21 protein-coding genes are annotated in these 18,699 nt (G+C 45.5%); 4 read left to right on the top strand and 17 right to left on the bottom strand.

Features of this window, described 5'->3' with window-relative positions; genetic code table 11:
- The first annotated feature begins 158 nt into the window (after positions 1 to 158).
- Positions 159 to 713 carry a DUF2975 domain-containing protein gene (locus tag EG028_RS19470; RefSeq protein WP_120517998.1) on the top strand — a complete coding sequence of 185 codons (555 nt, stop codon included), beginning with the start codon at positions 159 to 161 and terminating at the stop codon, positions 711 to 713.
- A 3-nt stretch (positions 714 to 716) separates the two neighbouring features.
- Complete coding sequence (locus tag EG028_RS19465) at positions 717 to 932, top strand: helix-turn-helix domain-containing protein (RefSeq protein ID WP_120517997.1); 216 nt, start codon at positions 717 to 719, stop codon at positions 930 to 932.
- A 60-nt stretch (positions 933 to 992) separates the two neighbouring features.
- Here the strand turns inward: EG028_RS19465 and ppsA are convergent, their stop codons facing one another.
- Complete coding sequence (gene ppsA, locus EG028_RS19460; RefSeq protein WP_120517996.1) at positions 993 to 3,605, bottom strand: phosphoenolpyruvate synthase; 2,613 nt, start codon at positions 3,603 to 3,605, stop codon at positions 993 to 995.
- Here ppsA and EG028_RS27765 point away from each other — a divergent pair.
- Together EG028_RS27765 and EG028_RS19455 are read left to right on the top strand one after the other, a co-directional pair.
- Positions 3,604 to 4,002 carry a hypothetical protein gene (locus EG028_RS27765; protein ID WP_162946576.1) on the top strand — a complete coding sequence of 133 codons (399 nt, stop codon included), beginning with the start codon at positions 3,604 to 3,606 and terminating at the stop codon, positions 4,000 to 4,002. The genes ppsA and EG028_RS27765 overlap by 2 nt on opposite strands.
- Positions 3,965 to 4,519, top strand: a complete 555-nt coding sequence (locus EG028_RS19455; protein WP_120517995.1) for a dihydrofolate reductase family protein — start codon at positions 3,965 to 3,967, stop codon at positions 4,517 to 4,519. Before EG028_RS27765 ends, EG028_RS19455 begins: the two co-directional genes overlap by 38 nt.
- A 15-nt stretch (positions 4,520 to 4,534) precedes the next feature.
- Here EG028_RS19455 and EG028_RS19450 read toward each other — a convergent pair whose 3' ends face one another.
- The 16 genes from EG028_RS19450 to EG028_RS19380 form a co-directional block, all read right to left on the bottom strand.
- Positions 4,535 to 4,963, bottom strand: coding sequence for a VOC family protein (locus EG028_RS19450; protein WP_120517994.1), 429 nt, complete (start codon positions 4,961 to 4,963; stop codon positions 4,535 to 4,537).
- Positions 4,964 to 5,008: 45 nt separating this feature from the next.
- The gene (locus tag EG028_RS19445; RefSeq protein WP_120517993.1) at positions 5,009 to 5,500 is read right to left on the bottom strand and encodes an SRPBCC family protein; all 492 of its coding nucleotides are present in this window, start codon (positions 5,498 to 5,500) and stop codon (positions 5,009 to 5,011) included.
- Positions 5,497 to 5,817: an ArsR/SmtB family transcription factor gene (locus tag EG028_RS19440; RefSeq protein ID WP_120517992.1), complete on the bottom strand. Its 321-nt coding sequence runs from the start codon at positions 5,815 to 5,817 to the stop codon at positions 5,497 to 5,499. The genes EG028_RS19445 and EG028_RS19440 overlap by 4 nt, the downstream gene beginning before the upstream one ends.
- Positions 5,818 to 6,818: 1,001 nt before the next feature.
- Positions 6,819 to 6,956 (bottom strand): hypothetical protein, encoded by a 138-nt coding sequence (locus tag EG028_RS27760; protein WP_162946575.1) that lies wholly within the window; start codon positions 6,954 to 6,956, stop codon positions 6,819 to 6,821.
- Between the two features lie 149 nt (positions 6,957 to 7,105).
- A complete protein-coding gene (locus EG028_RS19435; RefSeq protein ID WP_120517990.1) occupies positions 7,106 to 7,378 on the bottom strand; it encodes a helix-turn-helix domain-containing protein in 273 nt (90 codons plus the stop codon).
- 341 nt (positions 7,379 to 7,719) lie between these two features.
- A complete protein-coding gene (locus tag EG028_RS19430; protein ID WP_120517988.1) occupies positions 7,720 to 8,715 on the bottom strand; it encodes a hypothetical protein in 996 nt (331 codons plus the stop codon).
- 12 nt (positions 8,716 to 8,727) lie between these two features.
- Complete coding sequence (locus EG028_RS19425; protein WP_120517987.1) at positions 8,728 to 9,696, bottom strand: hypothetical protein; 969 nt, start codon at positions 9,694 to 9,696, stop codon at positions 8,728 to 8,730.
- Positions 9,697 to 9,734: 38 nt separating this feature from the next.
- Positions 9,735 to 10,583 (bottom strand): conjugative transposon protein TraN, encoded by an 849-nt coding sequence (traN, locus tag EG028_RS19420; protein WP_120517986.1) that lies wholly within the window; start codon positions 10,581 to 10,583, stop codon positions 9,735 to 9,737.
- Positions 10,584 to 10,610: 27 nt separating this feature from the next.
- Positions 10,611 to 11,870: a conjugative transposon protein TraM gene (gene traM / locus EG028_RS19415; RefSeq protein ID WP_120517985.1), complete on the bottom strand. Its 1,260-nt coding sequence runs from the start codon at positions 11,868 to 11,870 to the stop codon at positions 10,611 to 10,613.
- 24 nt (positions 11,871 to 11,894) lie between these two features.
- Positions 11,895 to 12,305 (bottom strand): hypothetical protein, encoded by a 411-nt coding sequence (locus EG028_RS19410; RefSeq protein ID WP_120517984.1) that lies wholly within the window; start codon positions 12,303 to 12,305, stop codon positions 11,895 to 11,897.
- Position 12,306: 1 nt separating this feature from the next.
- Positions 12,307 to 12,912, bottom strand: coding sequence for a conjugative transposon protein TraK (gene traK, locus EG028_RS19405; protein ID WP_241559173.1), 606 nt, complete (start codon positions 12,910 to 12,912; stop codon positions 12,307 to 12,309).
- A 45-nt stretch (positions 12,913 to 12,957) separates the two neighbouring features.
- A complete protein-coding gene (gene traJ / locus EG028_RS19400; protein ID WP_120517982.1) occupies positions 12,958 to 14,190 on the bottom strand; it encodes a conjugative transposon protein TraJ in 1,233 nt (410 codons plus the stop codon).
- A 10-nt stretch (positions 14,191 to 14,200) separates the two neighbouring features.
- A complete protein-coding gene (locus EG028_RS19395; RefSeq protein ID WP_206614475.1) occupies positions 14,201 to 14,833 on the bottom strand; it encodes a TerB family tellurite resistance protein in 633 nt (210 codons plus the stop codon).
- Between the two features lie 13 nt (positions 14,834 to 14,846).
- Positions 14,847 to 15,497 carry a hypothetical protein gene (locus EG028_RS19390; protein ID WP_221198110.1) on the bottom strand — a complete coding sequence of 217 codons (651 nt, stop codon included), beginning with the start codon at positions 15,495 to 15,497 and terminating at the stop codon, positions 14,847 to 14,849.
- A 56-nt stretch (positions 15,498 to 15,553) separates the two neighbouring features.
- The gene (locus EG028_RS19385) at positions 15,554 to 16,231 is read right to left on the bottom strand and encodes a conjugal transfer protein TraI (protein WP_120517980.1); all 678 of its coding nucleotides are present in this window, start codon (positions 16,229 to 16,231) and stop codon (positions 15,554 to 15,556) included.
- A 16-nt stretch (positions 16,232 to 16,247) separates the two neighbouring features.
- On the bottom strand, positions 16,248 to 18,692 hold the full coding sequence (locus EG028_RS19380) for a TraG family conjugative transposon ATPase (protein ID WP_120517979.1): 2,445 nt from the start codon (positions 18,690 to 18,692) through the stop codon (positions 16,248 to 16,250).
- Positions 18,693 to 18,699 lie beyond the last annotated feature (7 nt).

Below are 18,699 nucleotides of genomic sequence, written 5' to 3'. Positions count from 1 at the left end.
GGATTGCGGCAATTTTACAGTAAATAAATGCTGGTAAGCCCCATCGTAGTGCCCGCGACTATTAGCATGCATAGAAAAATTAGCCTATGATCAATTAATTTTTATTGTTTTTCAATAAATATTTATTACATTTGCATTGTTGTCTAAAACCAACAGTTATGGAAATAAAAATCACTACCAGGCAGATCCTGAAGGTATTGTATATACTGTCCTGGGTCATATTCCTTGGCGTCTGTGTTGATGCAGGCGGTATTATATGTAATTCCTTTGTTGCCCTGGTGATCAACCCGGCTAACGCGCATTCGTTCTGGGATGGGGTCGATCTGTCAGGGCTATACAATTACGACCGCGGGTATTTTTTTGTGGAAACATTGCTGATGAGCATTGTAGCGGTCATGAAGGCAATTATGTTTTACCTGATCCTGAAGATCCTGCACGATAAAAAACTAAACATGGCGCAGCCTTTCAGCGTGGAAGTAAGGCGTTTTATTTCCAACGTATCTTACCTGGCACTGGGAATAGGTTTCTTTTCAGCATGGGGCGCCGGGTATGCGGAATGGTTTGTTAAACAGGGCGTTAAAATGCCCGATCTGCAAGCCATGCACATAGGTGGGGCTGATGTATGGCTTTTTATGGCCGTTACATTATTTATTATTGCGCAGATATTTAAGAGAGGAATTGAAATCCAGTCAGAAAACGAATTAACTGTATAGGCTATGCCGATCATTGTAAATCTTGATGTCATGATGGCTAAACGGAAAATGTCGTTAAATGAACTTTCAGAGAAAGTAGGTTTGACATTATCCAATCTTTCCATCCTCAAAACCGGCAAAGCCAAAGCGATACGGTTCAGTACACTTGAAGCCATTTGTAAAGTGCTGGATTGCCAGCCTGCCGATATTTTGGAATACCAAAACGAAGAAGGTTCGTAACCTTGCGCCTGCGATATCCTTACAACAAAAAAGCCCGGCGGTTGCCAGGCTTCTTTTGTTTTATAATATCTCCACATATCCGTCCGTTCCGTTCACCCGTATCCGCTGCCCGTCTTTGATGAGCCTGGTAGCGTTCTCCACTCCCACTACCGCCGGCAGGCCATACTCCCGCGCAATCACCGCTCCATGCGTCATCAGCCCGCCCACTTCAGTGACCAGGCCTTTGATGGATACGAACAATGGCGTCCAGCTGGGGTCGGTAAATGCGGTGACCAGTATGTCCCCGTCTTCCAGGTCCGCCTCTTCCATGTTCAGGATGACGCGCGCCCTGCCCTCTATCACGCCGGTAGAAACCGCCTGGCCGGCAATCGCCCCGGCCGGGAGATGTTCCGGTTTGTATCTGCCCGCAATGACCTCTCCATCGGAGGTGATAACGCGCGGCGCATGCAGTTTCTCAAATAAGATAAACTCTTCCTTTCGTTTACTGATGAGCTGTTCGTCCGGTTTACCCGAACGGACGGCTTCGCGGAATTCTTCAAAAGTGAGATAAAAGATATCTTCCTTTTCCTGAACGACGCCAGCTTGTACGAGCCATTCCGCCTCTTTCAGTAAAGCCTGCTTATAGACAAAGTACCGGTTTATCATTCCATATTTGGGGTATTCCCGATAACCCATAAAATTCCGGATCAGGCCGATCTTTTGTTTTGTTTCCCTGGCCTTTTCTTCCCCCTCCAGCAAACGTTTCAACCGGCCCAGCAAGTCCTGTTCTTTTTCCATGGCTTCCCGCTCCCCCTGCTCAAATCTCCGTTTACCGGCGCCAGGCTCAAAGTTCTTGATATTACTGAGGATCATGGGGATGAGGACAGTTGGTTTTTCACTCCACCGCGTTTTCGTAATATCAATCTCGCCGACGCACCGCATGCCGTATTTGTTGAGATAAGTAAAGATGGCATCCCTGGCTTCCTTTCCACCTTTGAACTTCGGCAGTTCATCCAGGAAGTGCTCATCTTTTACCTGTTGTAAATACCTGGTCACTTCCGGGTAAGGACGGATTACATCCGCTACATCCAGCAGCGCCAGGCCCATTTCAGAGGTAATATTACCGGGGACGGATTGGGCAAGCGTGTCTGCCGCGTTCTTTTCACCTAACCACTCGTTCATTTTTTCATTGATCCATGCTGAAGCGTCTATACCAGCCATGATCGCAAGATAGTTCTGCGGGTCAGATTGGATCTTTTTAAACTCCTCAAGGTTTTCCAGGATAAAATCAAACAGATCTGTCCCTGATTTAGCCCGGATGTTCAGTTTTAATGCTTCCAACGATGTTTCATAACGCCGGGTTAGCCCGGCGGCAATTGCCGGATCGTTTTCGATGGGCGCTTGTGAGCCCGCGGGCGGCATAGCTTTATTACCGGGTGCATCGTCCACTGGTTTTATAAAATCTTCGCGTTCCATTACGGTCGTCAACGCGTCTTTGATGAACGGGTCGGCTTTTCCGAGGGTATCCATTAATTGTTTTCTGCCTGCAGGTGAAGCCAGCATCTTTGATATATCAATAAACAACCTCCCGCCGGCTGTACGCATGTGCGCACGGGTCGTTAACAGCCAGAAAGACAGTCCCAGGGGCTTCATGGCATCGGTCATCATCTGGTAATGACCGACGGATACATAGACGTGGTTTTCCTCGTCATCCGCCCGGGGGATCGGGAATAACGTAGTGATGGGCCGGCTCTGGACAATGTAAAACGTATCATCGGCCAGGCACCATTCGATGTCCTGCGGCTGGCCGAAATGCGCTTCGATCTGCCTGCCCAGGCGTCCCAGCTGTAGTATCTGCTCATCCGTCAGCGCCTGCCGGGACTGCATATCAGGTTCAAGCGCCTGTTCTTTTGTACCGCCGTCTTTTAAGGCATAAATAGCCAGTTTTTTAGCGGATATTTTCCTGGCGGTAATCGTACCATCAGAGACTTTATAGTTATCAGCACTCACCAGGCCGGAGACCATGGCTTCCCCCAGCCCGAAACCCGCATCAATGGACAATATTTTGCGGTTGGAAGAAACGGGGTCGGCGGTGAACATAATTCCCGCCGCTTGTGGGAAGACCATCTTCTGAACCACCACGGACAGGAGGACTTTACGGTGATCGAAGGCATTTTGGATACGGTAGGTCACCGCCCTGTCGGTAAACAGCGATGCCCAGCACCTGCTGACATGCCGTAAGATCGTTTCCTTCCCGGTAATGTTCAGGTAAGTATCCTGCTGGCCTGCAAAGGAGGCCGTAGGCAGGTCTTCCGCCGTAGCGCTGGACCGCACGGCATACGCATCCTTTTCGCCGTACTTCCTGAGATAATGCTCAATTTCATCCGCTATATCTTCAGCAATGGGTATCCTTTCGATAACCTCACGGATCCTGGCGCTAAGCTCGCTGATTTCGCCCCTCTCTGTGGCTTTCAGGAGCATTAATTCATCCAGCAGGCCGTTTAGCTCCCGGTTGTTCCCGGTTATTTTTTGATACGCTCCGGTGGTAATACAAAAGCCTTCCGGCACCTGTATCCCGCTGATCCCGGAGAGTTCGCCCAGGTTGGCTCCCTTGCCTCCAACAGCCACAGACATGGATCTGTCGATCTGGTGGAAGGGCAGTACATATGTGTCGAACTTGTTTTCCGGTTTCATGGAGGATGGCTTTTTTGAGGTGAGAAAAAGCCAAAAATATAGGGTATGGGCCATCAAAACGCCGTTTTCCCACTATATTTTTTTGGGCACAATAATGATGAAAGCGACGGCGTTTTCTTACAAAATAGAGGGGTTTACTGGCTTTATACGCCAGGTATCTGATGCCGGTCGAGGACCGGTTTTTTCTTTTAAAAAAAGGGATGCGGGGCTAAAAAATCCATTGTTTATCCCGGCAAGGACGATGACCGCCATCCCGGTATTGCATTCCCGGTGCCGTGCGCGGCGCATTTACCCCTATGGAATGTCACTTCCACCCCCATTTGGGCAAACCACATCCGCTACCTTTACAAAAAAGGTTTATGAGGAAAATAATTGCAGCCATCAATATGACCCTTGACGGGTTTTGCGACCATACGGCAGGGATTGCAAATGATGAAACACATCAACATTACACTGCGCTTTTACGTAACGCAGGAACCATTTTATTCGGAAGGATAACATACCAGCTTATGGAAGACTATTGGCCTGCTGTAGTAAAAAAACCTACTGGTAACAAAGCAACGGATGAGTTTGCGGTAATAATAAACAATATTTCAAAAGTTGTTTTTTCCCGTACGTTAAAAAATGTTGATTGGGAAAACACAGCATTAAAAAGGGAAATCAGTAAAGAAGAAATTTTATCGCTCAGGCAAGAAGCGGATAAAGACATTTTAGTGGGCAGCCCCGGTTTAATAGTAGCGTTAATGCAACTTGACTTAATTGATGAATACCAGCTTAGCGTTCACCCAATTATCTTAGGCAGCGGCTTACCGTTGTTTAAAAACATCAGGGACAAAGTTGATCTTACGCTCTTAAAAACGAAAACCTTTGACTGTGGAGTGGTAACCCTTTATTATGAACGGGCAAACGGATAACGGCGGCATCACAATTCAAAAATTTGGATCAAATTCCACAATCCATTCAATACCATATTTGTCTCTGAACATGCCCGCATAGGTACCCCAGGGACTGTCGTCAATCGGCCCTTCTACCTCGCCATCCGCTGATAGCCCGTTAAATATTTTGTCCGCTTCTTCACGGCTTTCGGCAGCCACGGCTATTTTAGACCTGTTCTCGTTTTCGCTGACCCGTCCCATAAATTCGGGAACATCATTGGCGATTAATACATTCTGCTTGCCAATAGGTAAAGCAATGTGCATTACTTTATTCGCTTCCTTTTCCGGTACCGGAAATTCAGCACTTGCCAGGTCCTTGAAACGAATGAGTTTTGTGAACTCTCCGCCAAAAACTGATTTGTAAAAAGTGAATGCTTCTTCAGCATTTCCATTGAAGTTGATCCAGGGATTAATTGTTCTCATGATTTCTATTTTTAGATGTGATTGTAAATCTTCTTTTTATAATTTTTAAGATAAGGTGGCCAAGAGATCTTCCAGTTTTTTTAACGTCATGATAAACCCTATCTTGAAGCCCTCCAATAATTTTTCCATTCGCTCAAACGACTCATTAAAAATGGTAATGTGTACTTTGGTTACGCCATTTTGTTCGCTGAAATTGTAATCCCATTCAGAGCCCGGCAGTTCACGATTTTCGTCTTTATCTGCAAACGCGTTGTACATCTTAAAATTGGTTTTCGGTGTGATGGATGTAAATTCCTGCACCGCCCAACGCTCCTGCCCGTCTGGGCTTATCATCGCGTAAAATCGCCGCCCGCCTACTTTGAAATCCATATATTTGGTTTTGGCGCGCATAGGTGCGGGTGCTCCCCATTGGTCCAATAGTTCGGCTTTGGTAAAGGCATCCCATACCAGGGACTGCCCGGCATTAAACTCCCTGGTGATATAAACTGTTTTCGCAGCTTTGTCAACGTTAAAATCAAATAGCAAATCGTTGTTCATTTTTTTTGTTCTTTAATTGTTGATAATAGTACGTCAAGCTGGTTAAATTGAGTTTCCCAGCTTTTCCTGAATTGAGCTAACCAGTTGTCAAACTCCTGCATTTTTTTTGGATTGAAATGGTAATAAATCTCCCTGCCGCTTTGCTCAGGTTTAATCAATCCGCATTCGTGTAATACTTTAATATGTTTTGATACTGCCTGCCGGGTCATATCAAATTTCTCCGCCATTGCATTTGGTGTTAATGCCTGGATAGCGATTAATGTTAAAATAGCCCTGCGTGTTGGGTCTGATATCGCCTGGAATATATCTTGTTTCATTTTGAAGGGTTTATTTAAGCAACCCACAGGTTGCAAATATATGTGCAACTTTTGAGTTGCGCAAATATTTTTTCGCGGTATAATGATGGGAAAGAAATAGCCTGCTAAAAATCAATGCTTTAGCAGGTTATTGTATGCCAAATGCGGAGGAAGAGGGATTCGAACCCCAGGACCTGTTACAGTCAAAATCAGTGATGCATAGACTTCGGCTATCCCATAAACTAAAAGTACTCTGTACTGAAAGTGCCGAGGTTTGGAATCCAGACTAAAGTCTTGCTTCGGTGCTGATCCTCAACATGAGCGCCCCAAGCTGGCGCAAAGCACGTCATTGCGAGGAGCAGCAGCGCCAAAGTGGGTGGGGCGACGAAGCAATCTCCTGCATTGAATGGATGTACGCCAAAATCGGGAGATTGCTTCGTCGCGGCTACTGCACAAATCCCTCGCTGCTCCTCGCAATGACGACCTTTCACAACGACGCACCAAACAACGCCAGTTCTGCGTTAGATTTTCCCGCATTACTAAGGCCCTTGCACTAAGGTGCATAGTTTTAACTAACGCCTGGGTCTAATAAAAAACGCCCGGCTATTTCGCCAGGCTTTTTCAGTGAAGGAACAAGGATTCGCCCCCCCGGACCTCTTACAGTCAAAATCATTTTTGCAAAGACTGCATCAAATTCCCCAAAACAAAAACGCTCACAGATTATCTGTGAGCATTCAAAAAGTGGGCGGAGGAAGAGGGATTCGAACCTCACTTCTAAAACCGCCACCAGAGTATCTTTTTCTGGTTCAGAACCGATTCGCCACGAAATACGCACGATGCTTTTTTACGTAGCTTAACGCTTCAAAACGCCAAATATTCATTCAGTCCCCTGTTTATACCGGACTTCTCTTGAACTTACTTTACAACAATCCCGTTAACTATACAAATATAACATTAAATTGTTGATTATAAATAAGTTGTAATTATTATTTTTTTCAAGAAAAAGGTGAAATATTTGACCATTAAATCACAACCAGCCGAACGACGGTCGCATTCCTCGGATGGTACGACGGCTGATAAATGATATATCCGAACTGTACCAGGTCGTTCATATACTTATGGTAAGTCGTGATGCTGGCAATCAGGGTTGCTTTCATCATTTGCCGCCGTGAAATTGTGATATTACCACGTTCATTTTCTGCCTTCCATCTGTTGAAGATTGTCAGCAATAGAATTAAGTGATAGATATTCAATCGCTTATCTCTCACCCACGTCCGCTGGGCACTCATCGCATTATCATAAATCGTATTCACGTTATGTTTGAGATTAGCTTTTCTACCTGGCTTTTGTCATATTGATACGACCCGCCTACTTTTCTGCATCTTATTACTCCGTTTATCCGGTAGTTTTTTAGGGTTCCGGCTGAAATCCCCAGCAACAACTTAACCTCACCACTCCGTAAGGTACTCTTTCTCAAAGTCGTGTTCTGAGGCTCCCTTTCACCGATCAAATTCTTTATATCGGCGAATAGCTGGCGGCCAAATGCCTCCAGATCCTTTATGGTTATTACTTTGTCTTCCATCCCTCACATTTCAATTTCATCCACACAAATAATAAATTAAAAATCTCAGCCCACCCTCCACCACACCTTGCTGGGGCATCCCTGGTAATAAGAAGCCTCATACCCCAGGTAACCATATTCAGCCAGTTCCAGCAAGGCACGATGATAAGTTGCTGAACTTGAAATCCGGGCAAACGGCATCACGTCTCTGCTGTAAACCTTCACAGGGTTCGCGTTACCGTTCTCAAATGAAACATACAATAGAGCTGTAAACACCGCGACATGGGCCTTAGTCAAACGGCTATCATTCATCGACGCTCTGAAAAATGAGAATAGTATGTCCCTGCTGTCCATGTCTTATTCTACCCCCTCATATTTGACGATTTTCCCCTGTGCATTTTTACCACCTTTGCCGTTTTTTTATTCTTGGCCATTCGCTCGTTAACCCCGAGTTTCCGTACTGTTTTCATTTTTGGGCTTGCCTCAAGGGAAATGGTTTTTTCCTTGCCATTTTGCAGGTAAGTCGCGCTAACTGGTTCGCCCTTTTGCAGATCGGAAATCAATCGCCTGCGATCAACCTCATCCTTCGTTTCCTTAATGGGTTCCCCTTTTAATGCCTCTGATAGATCAAAACCATGGTCTTTCCCATACACCTTTAAAGGATAATTTCCGTTTTTGTCCTTATCATTGATATCCAGGCTTAGCCAGCTCCCATCTCTGGTCTGACAGGACCGGCCACATACCAAATTGTAGGCTTGCTGTGAAGAAACGATCATTCCATCTGGAATCCTAAACGAATGCTCCTTTACCCCACCGTCAGTGGTCAGGTGCCGGACCTTGTAGCTCTTATAGGAATAACCTGACTGATCTTTATCAAACGTCATGTTAACCTTGGCAGTTTCACCTTCAGAGATTTTATGGTCATCCAATGCAGATGCAGACTTAGACCTGGATGCAGACAATGCCGAAACGGCTGAAACACGGGGTGCATCAGGGGAACTTCTGCTATCCGCCGCCCCGGTAGAGAAAACAGAATCTGTTCCCTTGAGTTGGCGCCTTTCTGTAAAAAACAATTTCAATACAGAAAAGACATTCAAAACGGCACGTAGAATTTTGCTTTTGTACAGCCCGTTCTCCAAAAGCCTTCTTTCTGCCGAAATTGCCGTCACCGCCAGCCTGCTGCCATTCTCAGATACATTTCCATATCTCCGTTCAATATCTCTTAATAAATCAATTCTGCGCCGCAGGTAATTTCTACTGGAAAGCGCCTGAGCCGTGAACATTTTCTGAAGGCGTTCGTGTTGGGCCTTCCATAGTGCAAACTCCTCTTCCGCGCTACTTATTTTTTCCTTCTTCATCGCTTTTATCTATTACGCGACTTTTCTTGTCCCTCTGGCTTTAGTCGCTGTCCTAACTACTTTCTTGTTTGATTTCCCTGCATTTTCCTCCTTGGCTTCGGAACCATGTGCAGTACCTTTTGCAGTTTTCGAAACACGGCCTGCCTTTGTATTTGAGGATTTAGGTACGGATTCTTCCTTAATGTGCGCTGCTGTCTCCTGGGATTTCCTACTGGAATTGGCCATTTGCTTTTGCTCACTGACTGTTTCGCCGCTTTTTGCATGTTCCTGACCCACTTCATTTACCTTCCCTTTGGGCGGGATGTTCATGATCAGCGTGCGGTACTTCATAGAAACCTCAATATCTCTTGGATATTCATTATCTCCAGATACAATAGTAAATCTGGTAATGTTGCCGCGTTCCAGCGACCTAATGCGTTCCTGGTAAGCTGAAGGACGTTCCAGCTCTTTAGGTTTTAAATTCCCAACCGCCTCATCAAGTTTCACCGATTCCGCCGGATAACTCCTCATTTTGAAGTTTTTTTGATCTTCACCTTTCGCAAGTTTCAAGCCTCCTGCACCATCGTCCTCAAAAATTTGCAGCGTTCTCCAGCGGGTAGTGACTTCCCCTTCAAATTCCATCGTCTTAAGTACCGGTCGGCCTTCAAGCAGATTAAAAGCCTCTTTCAAAGTAAAGTTCCTGGGTAAACCATCGGGTTTGTTGGGATCAAACGGCTTATTATTGATGTAGAAAGTATGTTGCAATGGAAACCCTTCTCTCTCCAATAAAAGGGTATAGCTCTGAAAAAAGTAATTCCCCGTTTTTTCAGATTTCTTGAAGCTAAGTTCAGCCTCGAACTCCTTACCATTAAAACTACCGCGGTAAGGGACAGTAAACTTGTCACCATTTTTTGCAATGGCATCGGCAATGGGAATCTCGATCATTGTCCCGAAACCAGTATACTTCGTCTGGTTAGCTAAATACTCATGATTAGTTTTCATAATTGATATAATATAGTTTGCAATTGTTGTTTAGGGTCTTATATGGGCCGCGCCTGAAGGATGTATTTGTTCTTAACCTCAAGCGTAAGGTTCCTGCCACCGGATTTCTCGATCAGTTGGATCACCAGTACCTTGTTCTCAGGAATCACAAACTTCGGCAACGCAATAACTGCGGTTTGTGAGGAATTGGGATAAACAGATGACTTGTTGCCGATGGCATAAGTGGGTAAAATTTCGACCTCCTGGCTGGCAGTTCGTTTGGAACGACGCAGATCCTTTATAAAGAACCTTAGCTGCTGAACATCATATTTAATGCGAGAGCTATTTGTCAGCTGAAGCTGCCAGAAACAGATATCCTCATGAATGTAAATGCCGGTCATACCAAAACTGATGTCATGTTTCCGGTCGGAAACATGACGAAAAAGCGGTTTCAGCGCCGAAACGCGCATGGCGGAATTCTGTATCATTGCCTCGTCCTGGATACTTTTGCTCAACATTCCCGCAAATGGTTCCCCTTCAGGCATCGAGGTTCCCAGGTTTACATTCAACACCGAGGGTTCGTTGCCGTATGAAGTGACAAACGAGTAGAGCCTTCCGTCACTTGTCACTACCGTAAGGTTTGTTTCCATCAGAGAATCGGAAGCCGCCTTAACCTGTAGGATATTCTGTACGCCAGTGGCTTTCTGAACAAGGAGTTGCCCGCTTCCCCTGTCAACACTAATGATGCTGAATGGAAAAATGAGATTTGTAGTTTTGAACTTACTGACTGTCAGCCTGAGCGGGCTGATCGTAGATTTAATAAATGTAGCGTCCTGCTGGCAATACCCCGAGAGCCAGGAGGTGAGCATGAATACACACATAACCGATAACACACTGATCCTTTTCATACTTCTGTTTTATTTAATTTTCCGTTTTTAATTTTCTTTTTGATTCTCGTCCTGCAAGAGTATTTTATATCCGGCCTTCACCGTGACCCTGACCAGCTTCACTTTTTTTCCAATAAAGTTTTTGGTGAGCTCAATTCCCGCTGTGGCTGCCTGAGCAGCAAGAGAAGGGTCAAGTGTAGTCGTACCCAACCCCTGTAATGATTCTATACCCGATTGTTTGGCAACATTCCGGCTGATGGCGTCAGGGATATGTACACCGGCTATGCCGTCCAGGTCATAAACCGCCAGGTTGACCGGAAAAAGGGAATTCGCGTACTGTATATTTTCAATCTTAATTTCCAGCCGCTCACCAGTGAGGGTTGCCAAACCATGAATAAAACAGTCCTTTGGAATTTTAACACCGTTCACATAAATGTCATTTACAAGGCGCATCTTTACGACGGCCCCATTAACTAGTGTTTGCGTCTCATGGATCACTGCGGGAATTGTTGCCGTCCGCAGTTCATCCGGGGCTGATTCTTCCTGAAGGCCATAGAATCCTGAGCCAGAACCCGGGTATACCTTGTTTGACAACACAGTTATGTTTTCAGCATCTACATTTGTCTTTACACTGAACACCTGCCCTTTATTCTTCCTGGATTCCTCCTTATAGCGCTCCTGGATACGGTCAGGATGCTGAATATCGAGTATGCGGTCAAGCATACCATTGATTTCTGTCATCTCGGGGTCCGGTTTTGTTTCACTTTTCTTCATTCCTTCTACCAGGGCCTGAAGTCGGTCCATCTCAGCTGCGGCACCTGGCGCCTGCTCTGAATATTCTTTGATTCGGGTATCTGCCGGTGAGGAATTGATGCTGGTTTGCAAGGTTGCAATCCGCTCATATATTGCTTTTTCAGCTGCCAACCCGCCCCCCATCTGGTCAGAACCAGAAGCGGAAAGACCATTAAGCCCCGAAAACTCACGCCCAGGGCTCAAATCAAAGTTTTCGGACCTTCCATCGGGATTTTGCGCCTGGTATGGGTCCATTCGCAACAACTCACTGCGTTTCATGGAATCATCCGCCGCGCGCTGATAATAACTGAGCTTATCCTCCGGTGTTCCTTTCAGGCTGACATCAGGCAACTGCATCTTTAATCCGCCCCCTTTGGGCTGGTTATTGGCTACGGCAGCCGCGCCGCCACCACCGAGTATAAAAAATATCACCCCCAGGAAGGGCACTACAATTGCCGGCAATACCAGCATAAATCTGCGTTGACGCCTCACCACATTTTCAACTTCACTTTTCATCTTCACAAATTTTTAAATTGTCACCTATCTTATTTTGTATTGCTCTTTAAACTGAATCCAGGAATTACCGCCAACAGCTTTAACACTATCACGATACCTGTGAAATTCTACTACAGCACTGTCTACCTCCTCCCAATTCCTAGAGTGAATCCCGCCTGCCGGATCAATATCAGCCTCAACTTCCACAACCTTCCCTACTTCAGGAATCACCTGAGTGTCACGGGAAAACGGAGCCAGGATCGTCCAGGAATAATATATGGACAGCACCGCTCCGATACCGCAGAAAACAACCTTTTGGGCTTCAATTCTCAGCTTTCCGGTCATTTTGCTCATCCACCTGCACCAGCGTTCTCTACTGAATAAAACTGCTTTTACGATTGCCGTACTTATGATCTCCTGATACCAGCGGGATTCCAGTTCATGTTTCTTTTTCATCTTATCGACTTTTTACGTTTATATCGCGGTTCTCCAGTGTAGTCCAGCGTTCAATAAGAAAACCATGGGGATTATTACTGCTACGCGCTACGTTTCTGACAAAGCCCTCAGTAATTAAGTTGCGAATGACTGTACTTGTGGGCCGGGTTATCTCCTGCTTGGCAAAACAGCGAAAACTATATGGGTAATCATCCAGTTTCAATTGAATTGAATCGACGCGGATAGTTTGGCTAACATTTCCTGAAATCAGGTTACCATAGTAATTCTTTTCAGTCAGATCGTCGTACATCCGCTTTGCAGAACCATCCGCCAGATACAGGGCTTTTGTGATATTTTCCTTTATATTGCTTTCATCGGGAGACAGCGTGAAGAAATACTGATGAAACATCTGCACATGATCCCGGACTTCAACCGGAATATTTTCTTTCCTGTCCGAAGCATAGGCTTCAAGTGCCTTGCCATTGATCAGAACGTACAACCTGTCCTGGGCAGCACCGGAATATTCATAACCTTTATAGATCGCGACACAGGTTACAACTGAAAGCCCCAAAATCACCGCCAGGCTCACCAGCCTGATATATCGGAATGCGGTGTCGATATTCTTCATTGATTTAAACATAACTGCACTATTTCCTTCTACACTTCAATCCTTTTATTTCTTCTCCGAGCGACCGGACAGCTTATCAGCCATATAAGCACCGGCACCCCCAATCATCCGGCCTGCGGTAAACGCTCCGCTTTCACCAGCCATGCCGTTTGCACTTCCATCTCCCGATTTCCCGGAAAAATCCCTACCCATATTGACCATGTTTGCCGCACCTGCACCCATCCTTCCAGTTGTGCTCATCAGCATTGCAGGAGAACTACTCAGCATACTCGTCATCTTTTGCATCATCGCCCCACCACCGCCAGCATTTACTACGAATGAAGCCACGGAGGGAACCGTGAAATACCCGACAATCCCTATCAGCATAAATATGAGATACCCCGTATCAGTAATACTAAAAAACGTATTACCCGTGATCCCGATCTGCGTCAGATCCTCCTTCAGCATGTTTTCCTGAATCTTTCCGATAATTGCTCCGAAAATATTCGCAACAGGTAACCACAAAAAAATATTGATGTATTTTGCGAGCCAGGCTGTAAGCGTGTGTCCGAAGCCGTCGAAAACAGCGATACCAAATACCAGCGGACCCAAAATCGATAAAACAACGAGCTGAAAGGTCCGCAAGGTATTGATACACAGCGACGCCGCTTGAAAAAGCACCTGTAATACATCGCTCATCCACACTTTAATAGAGTTTCGAAAGTTGTAGCTGGCTTTCGCGATCGCGAACTGAACATTATTTCCAATCTTGTCAAACATTCCTTCCTGCGAAGGCTCCATGTCTGGATGGGTGTACTTATACCACATTTCACGATCTCCTTCCTTGTTTATTCCCACATACATCTTCCAGGCATCGGTTCCCTTTATGGCTTCCTCCTTCTTTTTAAGCAATTCGGCGATGGCCGCATTGCTATTATTGACCATTGCCGCTGTACCAGTAACCATCGGCTTCATCAAAAAATTGATCGTCCCCAACAGCAGCGGAAAAAAGCTGATGCAAAATCCAAGCACGAACGGTCTGAATAAAGGGTAAAAATCTATAGGCTCTGCATTTGCCAGGTGCTTCCACACGCGCGAAGCTATATACCAAAGCGCACCAAATCCGGCTATACCCCTTCCAACACCGATCAACTGGCTGCATAACGGCATCATATCATTGTATAAATTTTCAAGAACCCCATGCAGCCCTTTGATGTTCTCAGCGGCCTGAGCGAACAACAATTGAGGCACACATATCACTGCTACCGTTATCACGGCAGCTCCCTTCCACTTCTTCATAATCTTTTGATTAATATTTCATTCCCTGTAAAGACCTCATACCCTTAATTTCCGATTGCTCACGCTGCCGCTGAAATTGCAGTACCGAGGCATTGTCGCTGAACCATTTGAAAAAATTCACGCGCTGCTCCATGTCGGAACAGATGTCATCGATGGCCCTCAGTCGTTCGTCATCACTCATCCTGACTTTTCCTGATGTGATAATTGTTGCCAGTTCATCAAGGCTCCGAAGGCTTCCTTTTAAAAGCGAGGTGCAAACAGCTTCCAGGTAGTTTAGCTCGCCGGGGTTGAATAAATTCCCAGCGCGGAATCTCTTCAGCGCCTGCCGGGTATACCTCACCAAATCGATCTGATATTCGATGATCTGCCCAACTTTTCGGTATTTCTTTACGGCCGGGCTCGCTTCCATCAATGCATCCAGAAAGGTTTTATGGATGCTAAAGTTTCCCTTGGTAAGGTCTTTTACAGCACCATAACCCCGGCTCACAATCTCATACCCTTTTTTTAAGTCCGAAAGGATATTTTTAAATTGCGCCAGCTTTTCGATATTCAAAGCCAGCTGAGCAAGTTCATTTGCCTGGCCCCGAACTGCCATCGGCAGTCCAAATAACAGGAGCACCACTCCAAACATCATCATTTTCATACCTACCTCCCTTTCAATCTTCTACACCGTACAGTGTTCCTACTGCCTGGACATCTGCAATCGCTTTTTCCTTTTGCACGCTTCCCACAGCAACTGATTCACAAAAAACTCGCGTAAACTTAAAATGCTCCAGCATTTCCAAATAAGCCGCATCGATACGTTGAATACGCTCATCGTCTTTTAAATCGAATGCTCCTGATGTTGCCCAATTCGAAAAATCATCCAGGGTTTTACCGCATTCCAAAAGAACTTTATTCAATACCTTCTTTATATAAAGAATATCCTCCTCCCCATACATTCCCGATTTCCTGCAACCGGACTTACACCGGGTAACAAGGTTCAGGATATCAAATTGAAGCACATAGATTTGGGTTGCATTCCCATATTTCAGGATATTCGGATTCACCGCCTTCAAACCTGAAAAGAAAGTGCGGTGCAGGGAAAAATCCCCATTTTTTATATCCCGGATTGTCGTCAGTCCTCGATTTGCAATATCATAGCCTGTCCTTAAATATCTGCCGTAAACTCTTAGGGCCGCGATCTGTTCTCCCAGCCTTTTGAGTTGGGTCTGCTTCTGGCTGAACAAACCGCCGAGAACTTGCGCTTTGCCCTCGCCTAGTGAAAGGATTATCAACGCCCACACCATCACAACACATTTATTCATAACTTCATCCCTCCCTTCTTTTTTACCTTAGCATTCTGAGTTAGCTTTTGCACTCCCTATTCCAATCCATACATTCTTTTGACCAAAAGAAGATCCCCTTCCGTTTTTGCGCGGCTGAGAGAAAGCTGCGCATTCTGAGAATTGAATAATTTCAAATCCCTGTAATTTCCTTTTACCTTTTCGGAAATTTCGTTGATGTATTCCAGGCGCTTTGCATCCGACATTTGCGTCTTAAAGGAATTGATAATTATTCCAAGCTGATCTACGTTCCGCACAGTCTCATTCAAAATGCCCTCGTAAACTTGCCCCATGTAAAGAATTTCATCAACCGTGAAATGCCTATCGTTTTTTACGATAGACCAGGCACGTTTGTATTCTTGAACCAAATTCAGTTGTTGATTCACAATTTCCCTGATACGCTGGTAATACATGATCAGGCTTTTCACTTTGTTTAACTCTTCGAAATAATCCTTATACAAAGTTCGCTGCCGCTCTGTCCAGTCGCTGATTTCATTCAGTTTGAGCTTTGACATCGTATTCTCCAGGACTTTCTGCGCATTTTGCAGCCAGATCACCTTGTTCTGTTGGCGCTGAATGGCCAAGTCCGCGGCACGAAGTGCCTTTTTTATTGCGGCCTTCACCGCAACCCACCAGATTGCTTTCGCCGGAACTGCCGGCAGTGTAAATGCCATCACTAAAAACAGCATTACCAAAATTTTCACGTTCCCATTCATCACTATTCCATTTATATTATGCTCGCTGCTGCTTATCTTTAACCAGTTCCACTATACCTTTTTCCATGCTGCCGAATTTCTCCGCATACTCTATCACCATCACCCTTTCCCGTCCTTCAGTCGTATATGCGTAATACTCTTCCGGGCACAATTCGTTTCTCAGGACTTTCATAATCTGCCCGCCAATCCCAACAAATATTTCACGATCTTCTTTTTTAACAGATAGGAGAATGGTCTTCTCCTTCTCCGAAAGGCCCAATGCGTCCTGGAGCTTATCGAACTTGTGCAGAAACTTCCGCATGTCCATCAATATTTTTACATCTGCATTATTAATAATGGCATCCTTGATAATCGGTGAAGAAATGAGATCATCAAGTTCCTGCGTGATCACAATTGGCACCCCATTGAATTTCCTTATTGTCTTAAAGGCGTATTTTAGAAATTCTGCCATTCCGCTTTTTGCAATGGCCTTCCAGGCTTCATCAACGGTAAGTACCTTTCTAACACCGGGGAGTTTACGCATTTTGCTGAGGAACATCTCCATACAAAGGAGACAAACAACCGGAAACAAAACCGGATGGTCTTTGATCGCATCTACCTCTACAACAACGAAGCGTGTGTTGAGCAGGTCAAGGTTTTCTGTTGCGTTGAGCAAATAGTCGAATTCCCCACCGCGATAATAAGGACGTAAAACATACAGGAAGTTGTTCACATCAAAATCCTTATCCTTCACATTATGTGACCGCAGCACCTCAATGTAAACGGACTGGAGATATTCGTAGAAAGAGTTGAAAGATGGAAAAATTTCCTGTGATTCCTTCAAATGGTCAAAATACCCCTGAAGTGCGTTGCTGAGTGCTACGTATTCACTTCTGTTATACGCATCGTTCTCCTGTTTCCATAAAGCAACAAGCAAAGATTTCAGGCTTTCTTTTTTTTCCGTATCCAAAATCTGCCCATCAGGCAGGTAGAACGGATTGAAACGGATGGGGTTTGTCTCGGTATAAGTGAAGTAGTAACCGTCCACCAGATCACAAAGCCCGCGGTAGCTGCCTCCAATGTCGATTGTAACGCAATGAGCACCCTGATCGTAAAGCGTACGAAGGATATGATTTATTACCATGCTCTTACCGGCACCCGACGCTCCGCACACCAGAGTTCCCATATTCGAACTGACTCCCTGAGCACGTGGCGCATTGTAGGGGTCTAAAAATACTGGACGCCCCGTCAGCCTGTCGGTGAAACGAAAACCCTCGTCTGGAGCCACACTCCGGTAATTTGATTCCTGGTTAAAAAAGCAACTCGCCTGAGTAGCAAACGTGTCAAAGGAATCGTTCAGCGGGAAGTCACCGGCATTGCCGGGAATGCCTGCCCAAAAGATTTGTGGCGCTCCCGCTGATTCAAGTTTTGCGACGGCATCCATTTGGGCAAGCCCGGAAGTGACCATGTTCTTAATGTCCTTCAACTCCACCTTTTCACGGCCCCACACCATCACGTTAAAATGCGCCCGAACCGGCATTCTTTGCTCGCCAATGGCCTCATTCAGAAAATCGTTCGTTGCATCACGGCTGATGCTGTTTTCACGGCTGTAAGCGGACAGGGATTGCAGCCGTAACCGCTTACTTTCCAGTTTCTTTATTGTCTTTGCGCTGTCATCGACAAAGACGTATTGATTGTAGATGTGATTGCACGGCAGCAGCATCCCCAGTGAACCTGCAAAACCGATACTGAATTTTGTTCTGTCTGTACTATATTTTTCATAAGTGATCCTCGACCCGCATAATGCAGGAAGATCCTCCACGTCACCTAACGAGTAAACCTGAAGGTGCTGATCCCCGATTTTGATATCATCCGAAAAACTGATGTCCTTGAATAACCTTGAATCTTTTTTCTCTGAAAGGGAGCAGTATCTTTCTATCAGCCCGAATTCTCGTCGAGAGCTGGTCAGCTCATGATCACGAAGCCTGGTCAGTTTGATCATCCCGCTATCCTCCAGTATTCGTTTAAATTGACCGCATACATCCAGGAAATTTCTCAACTGCTCGGCGTCAAGCGTTTCGGCAGGCACAATCGAATGCCTGATCAAAGAAGAGAACATACTGTTTACCGGTTTACGCTGAGCCGGCTTTTTCGTCAGCATGATAAAACAGGCGTGATCTAAGAATGGACGGCCAGCAAAGTATGAATCACTTCTTTCGGTCAGAAAACTTCGTTTTGCACTTTTATCAGGTGAATATTTATTTTCCGTAAACCAATCTTGCTTATGCAGCACACTGTGTTTCGGTAAAACTTTGATCGCCTTTACCCAAGCCTGGTGCAAATTCTCGTAATCGTCTTCTCCGAGCGAAAATATTTCAGGAAGTTCCACGCTGAATGCCACCGTTATGTCGCCCATCTTTGAAAGGATGCAATCATTTTCGACCGCCATAATTGGCAGAATATCACTCAAACACTTTTCCATTCTCACA

Origin of the sequence: Chitinophaga barathri, assembly GCF_003807585.1 — a bacterium.
GTDB lineage: Bacteria > Bacteroidota > Bacteroidia > Chitinophagales > Chitinophagaceae > Chitinophaga > Chitinophaga barathri.
This window is presented reverse-complemented; position numbering and strand designations above follow the sequence as displayed.